3 protein-coding genes are annotated in these 4467 nt (G+C 68.3%); 1 reads left to right on the top strand and 2 read right to left on the bottom strand.

Features of this window, described 5'->3' with window-relative positions; all coding sequences use genetic code 11:
• Positions 1–218: GNAT family N-acetyltransferase (locus VN520_RS16730; protein ID WP_325747719.1), on the top strand; the 218-nt coding region annotated here is incomplete at its 5' end.
• Between the two features lie 17 nt (positions 219–235).
• On the opposite strand, the gene VN520_RS16725 is transcribed toward VN520_RS16730, so the two are convergent.
• Both VN520_RS16725 and VN520_RS16720 read right to left on the bottom strand, forming a co-directional pair.
• Positions 236–1051, bottom strand: coding sequence for a SprT family zinc-dependent metalloprotease (locus VN520_RS16725; RefSeq protein WP_325747718.1), 816 nt, complete (start codon positions 1049–1051; stop codon positions 236–238).
• A gap of 10 nt (positions 1052–1061) precedes the next feature.
• The coding region (locus tag VN520_RS16720; RefSeq protein ID WP_325747717.1) for a type I restriction endonuclease subunit R at positions 1062–4467 on the bottom strand (3406 nt) is incomplete at its 5' end.

Raw genomic sequence — 4467 nt, 5'->3', positions numbered from 1 at the left:
CGGTCGAAGGGATCGGCGAGCTGGCCGGCCTGGCCGTCGCCGACGGCTTCCGCCGCCGGGGCGTCGGCGCGGCGCTCTCCGCCTGGCTGACCCGCACCGCTTTCGAACGCGGCTTCCACACCGTGTGGCTGGAGCCGGGCGGCCCCGACGTCGAGCGGATCTACGCGAGCATCGGCTACCGCAGGACCGGCGAGAAGCTCAACATCTCGCTGACCTGATTTCGCGCGGCGGCCACCTACTCACCATTGGCTCCCGAGTGCCGCGGCCCGATGCCTTGTGGAACGTCGCCCAGCCATACCCTGCGCCCCATCTCGTCCAGCTCCGCCTTGAGCTGCTCACACTCCGGAACGGCCCGACGTAGCAGCCGCCAGTAGTCCGGACCGTGACCGGCCACCCGGATATGAGCCAGTTCATGAGCGATCACATAGTTCACGAGAGGGGAGGGAAGCTGGAAAACGGCCCAGTGCAAGGCCATTTCACCACTCTGTGTCGCGCCCGTCCGGTACGTGCCCCAGCGCCGCCCCACGTCGCGCACGGTGACCTCGGGCTCACTCACGTCCATACGCGCGGCCCAAGGCTGAAGCCGTCCTTCGGCCCAGTTCGTCCCTGCACGGCGATACCACCCGGTAACTGCACGACGAGCCGCTTCGACATCCATGGCGGTCGCCTTGTCCAAGCGCAACCGCCCGGCAGAGAGTCTGACCGGCCCGCCCGGTTCGTCCACCAGCAGCAGCCGGTACTCACGGCCCAGGTAGCGGTACGTCTCCCCGTCGGTGAACGAGCGGACAGGATGGACGGGGCGCAACTCATCGCGCAGTCTCAGCTTGCTGTCGATCCACCGCCTGCTGTCCCGGACGAACGACTCCGCCCGCTCGGTCTCACATGCCCCTGGGGCCCGCAGTATGAGCGACCCGTCGCGCTCGACCGTGAGTCCGAGCTTCGAGCGCCGGGTACTCACTCTCACGCGCAGCACCCGGCCGTCGACGGTCAGCTCCTGCCCGTCGACGACGAGCGACGAGGTGGACGGTCGGATCGGGCGTGATGCAGGCACCTGCCCATTGTCACAGCCTCTCCGCGCGGAACGCAGCAGCGTTCTGCTGTGCGTAGCCTGCGAGTGAGTTCGCCAGCAGGGTCAGCTGCCGTAGTCCGCCCTCGCGCGGCTTGAGGCCCTCCTCGCGCAGCAGCTTCCAGATTCCCAGCTGAAGATCTTCCAGGCTCGACTCCTGAGCAGCCCATGACGCGCGCGTCACGTGCGTCGCCACGAGTGCGGCCAGATGAACGGTGAGAGCACGCAGGGATTCCTGATCCGGCGCCTCGAACGCGGGGTCCCCACCCAGCCGGTCGGAGAGCTTCGCATACAGCTTCCGCTCGACCGGCGTCAGATCGGCCACCGCAGGGTCGGCCTGTTCCGCCTTCCTCGCCCGCTCGATGAGCGGTCCGAGCTTCTCCTTGATCTCGTCCCAGCGCCCGTCGAAGTCCCGCAGCACCTTCCGCAGCTCCTCGGAGAGCGTACGGAACACCTCGCGGTCGTCGTGCTCCGTACGCTCCTCCAGGTGGTAGAGCAGTGCCTGTGCCTGCTCGGCCGCCGATTCGCGTACGTCCGGGATCCGGCCCACGATCTCGTCGAAATCGGGGTCCAGGATGGATACGGGGGCGATGGCCTGCTCGATCTCGGGCAGCACCAGATGGTCGGCGATGAGTGCCCGCACCTTGCGTCCGTACCCACGCATCGAAAACAACCCGCCGGGGGCGTCCCGGTAGTGCCTGCGTACCCGCTTCTGCAGATGGGTCCAGCGCTGGGCGTTCGGTACCTGCCGAAGGGCCTTCTGGTGCGGCAGGACGCGTTCCAGGGCTTCCAGGAAGGCACCGAGCCGCTCATCGAACAGGGCACGGTCCTGCGGATCGTTCAGCGCGAGCATGGCCCGGGCGACCCCACCGGGCTCGTCCAGCCCGCCGAGCCCCTTGCCTGCCAGGAATTCCTGCACTTCGTCTGCGGCCCGCTCCATACCCGGAACCTCGGAGACCAGGCTGCGCAGCCCCTCCCGTACGGGACGGTCATTCCGGTAGGCCGCGAGCGTGACGGCGAGGTTGTTGAGCACCCCGTAGTAGTCCACGACCCGCCCCTCGCGCTTGCGCCGGGCCGGCCGGTTGACACGGGCGATCGCCTGGAGCAGTTCCGCGTCCTGGATGGGACGGTCCAGATACAGCACCTGCTCGATCGGGGCGTCGAAGCCGGTGAGCAGCATGGATTTCACGATCAGGAAGGCAATGGGCGGCTTCTCGGTCGGAGCCACCGTGGGTTCGTCACTCCAGGGATTCAGACCGATGGTGCCTGCGGGCAGCGGGTCGGTCTCCGGAGGGTGCTCCACCACCCACGGGTTGTCCGGCGGCAGCTCGGGGAACGGTTCCAGGAAGCGCTCGATGTGCTCTTCCTGGTTCTTCTGGTCGGTCCAGACCCGCCAGTGCCCGGCCTTGTGCTCCTTGCCCGCCGAGATGACCGGGACGAACTCCATGCGGCGCAGTACCTCCTGGTACTGCCAGGCCCGCAGCATCAGCAGGTCGTCGGGCGTGTACTGCTCCGGGCGCTTCGCACGAAGTGTCTCCGGGTCGAAATCCCGGACCCTGGCGAGGAGGCGGGCCCGCGCCTCGTGGAAGGCGGTCCCGTAGCGCACGGCCGCCCGCCGGCTGACCGCGGCGACCTGTGCCTTGAAGCCACCGGTGAGCGGGCCCCGGACGTAGTGCTCCAGCATGTCCGTGGCCTTGGCCAGGATCATCGGGAAGGACTCCGCGACGTCCCGGCTCGTGGGTTTCGTGCCCCTGCGGGCCTTGTCGCGGTCCTCTTCCCTCAGCTCGGCGATGAGGTCGACGAACTTCGCGTTCAGCCCCTCCTCGTCCTGGACGTCCGCGCGCCCGGTCCGCCCCTCGTACCGGACGGGGACGACGACCTTGTCCTTCTCGGCCTCCGCCATCCCGTACGAGTCGAGGAACGTACCACCGGGTTCCAGGCCGAAGATGCGGCCGGTGTTCTTCAGCTTGCCCTTCATGATCGGCGTACCGGTGAACCCGATACGGGCCGCGTTGGGCACCGCGTCCCGCAGACAGGCGTGCAGCACGGAGGTGTGTGAGCGGTGCGCCTCGTCGATCAGCACCAGGACATGCGGGTCCGTGCTGCATTCCGTGAACCGCCGCCTGGCCGTCTCGGTGGTGGCCTCGTCCGGCGTGGGATCGGCAACCTCCGCAGGGTCTTCGCCTTCGTCGATGCGGTCCTGCGCCTGCTGGAACTCGTCGGCGAACTCCCGGTCGTCCCCGTCAGTCGGCTCGACGTAACCAGGCACCCGGCCGAGGTATTTCTGGATCATCGCGAAGATCACCGCACGGCCGCCGGGCTTGCCCGCTCGGGACAGCATCCCTTCCACATCGGCCTGCGACGTGGCGATCCTGACCGTGCTGCCGCTCCTTCCGACAGCGGCGGAGAGCTGCTGCTGAAGCTGTTTGCGGTCCGTGACGACGAGCACCGTGAACCGGTTGAGCTCCGGCGCCCGGCTCATGTGCAGGCGCCGGGCCAGGAAAGCCATGGTGAGACTCTTCCCGGACCCCTGGGTGTGCCAGATCACCCCGCCGCGCTCGTCGTCCTCCGCGCCCGCGTCGAGGGGCGTGCGGCCGGTCTGCAGCTTTCTGACGATCTTCTCCACGGCCCGGTACTGCTGATGCCGGCAGACCGCCTTGACCGTGAGGGGCGGCTCGCCCTCCTTGGTCTTCACCGGCAACTCGAAGACGTAGTGCCGGATGATGTTGAGGAGGTTGCGCGGCTTGAGCACCGCCGCGATCAGCTTGTGCTGGCCAGTCAGTGCGGCGCCCCGGTCCAACACCTTCGATGCCGACAAGGCGGCACGCAGCGCGTCATCGTCGGCATGGTCCGGCTCCACGCTGCGCCAGGCCGCGTAGTGCTCCTCCTCCGAGGAGATCGTGCCCAGCGCGGCGTCCTGACCACTCGCCGCGATCAGCAGCTGTACGGGGGCGAACAGCTCGGGTACACCCCTGCTCGGTCCCGCGAGGCTGCTGGGGCCTACCAGGTCCAGCGGGTTCCCGGTGTACGCCCGCAGGTCCTGGATCGCGTCGCCGATGGCGTCCTTGCGCTCGGGGCTCTTGCACTCGACGACGACGACGGGGATGCCGTTGACGAACAGCACCAGGTCGAGGACGACGTAGGTACCGTCGGGCTTCTCCACGCGGAACTGGTCGACCACGAGGAAGTCGTTCCGCCGGAGGATCTCCTCGTCGTCCAGCCCCTCCATGTCCCAGTCGATGTATTGGACGAGGAAGTCCTGATCATCGGGCCCGGCCATCCGAGTCCCGTGCAGGAGAAGGCTGGTGGCATCCCCGTTGGCCCGCAGCAGCGGCTGCGCGACGATGCTACGGGCGGCCCGGCGCAGCTCGTCCTCCGCGTGGGCGGCATGCCCCTCGTCC

This window comes from Streptomyces sp. (genome assembly GCF_035563135.1).
Classification (GTDB): Bacteria; Actinomycetota; Actinomycetes; order Streptomycetales; family Streptomycetaceae; genus Streptomyces.
Note: the sequence above shows the minus strand (reverse complement) of the source record. Positions and strands in the feature narration are given on the sequence as shown.